Annotated in this window: 2 pseudogenes; both read right to left on the minus strand. The window is 59.2% G+C overall.

The annotated features are described in order from the left end of the window. Nucleotides 1–529, minus strand: a pseudogene (pgk, locus tag ABT095_RS38795) (phosphoglycerate kinase); the annotation flags it as partial. A 70-nt stretch (nt 530–599) separates the two neighbouring features. Beyond that, nucleotides 600–1,108 (minus strand): annotated as a pseudogene (locus ABT095_RS38800) (type I glyceraldehyde-3-phosphate dehydrogenase); the annotation flags it as partial.

Raw genomic sequence — 1,108 nt, forward strand, 5'->3', positions numbered from 1 at the left:
CCTTGCCCAGCGCTTCCAGCTCGGCGGACAGCAGCGGGCCGGCACAGGCGACAGGCGCGAACTTGCCCACGCCGTGGGTGGAAGCCTGCGCGCGGTGCGCGGTGCCGAACGCGTCCATCACGTACACGTCGCACAGCGCCGCGTATTTCTTGGACAGGGTTTCGTCGTCTTTCTTCTCGCCCTTGTTGAAGCGGACGTTTTCCAGCACCACCAGTTCGCCTTCGGCGACGTCGACGCCATCCAGATAATCCTTCGCCAGACGCACTGGGGATTTCAGATGATCTTTCAGGTAGTTGACCACAGGCAGCAGGGATAATTCTTCGTTGTACTCGCCTTCGGTAGGACGACCCAGGTGGGAGGTTACCATCACGCGGGCGCCTTGCTTCAGCGCAGCTTCGATAGTCGGCAGGGAAGCGCGGATACGCGCGTCGGAAGTCACTTTACCGTCTTTTACCGGCACGTTCAGATCGGAGCGGATCAGTACGCGTTTACCCGCCAGATCCAGATCGGTCATCTTAATTACAGACATGGTGAACCCTCTTTATTGAATCTCTATAAAATTGCCTGAGCAGCGCGCCCATCACGCCGGCGCCGCCGTACTAGACACCGCTGGCGGCCATTGCCCGTGTTGTATCCAACATCCGATTGGCAAAGCCCCATTCATTGTCGCACCAGACCAAGGTCTTTATCAGGTGCTGCCCGCTGACCCGGGTCTGCGTACCGTCGACGATAGCGCTGTGCGGGTCATGGTTAAAATCGATCGAGACCAATGGTAATTCCGTGTAGTCAACTATACCACGAAATGATTCCCGTGCGGCCTTTTGCAACAGCTGGTTGACCTCCGCCACCTTCACCGCGGCGCTCACGCTGACGCTAAGATCGATAGCCGTCACGTTGATGGTCGGCACGCGCACCGAGATAGCCTCGAAGCGATCGCAAAACTGCGGGAAGATGCGGGTGATGCCCGCGGCCAGCTTGGTATCGACCGGAATGATCGACTGGCTCGCCGCGCGGGTGCGCCGCAAATCCGCGTGATACGCGTCGATCACCGGCTGATCGTTCATCGCCGAGTGAATGGTGGTCACGGTGCCGGACTCGATGCTGTAGG

This window comes from Kitasatospora sp. NPDC002227 (assembly GCF_040296285.1).
In the GTDB taxonomy this organism is placed as follows: domain Bacteria; phylum Actinomycetota; class Actinomycetes; order Streptomycetales; family Streptomycetaceae; genus Kitasatospora.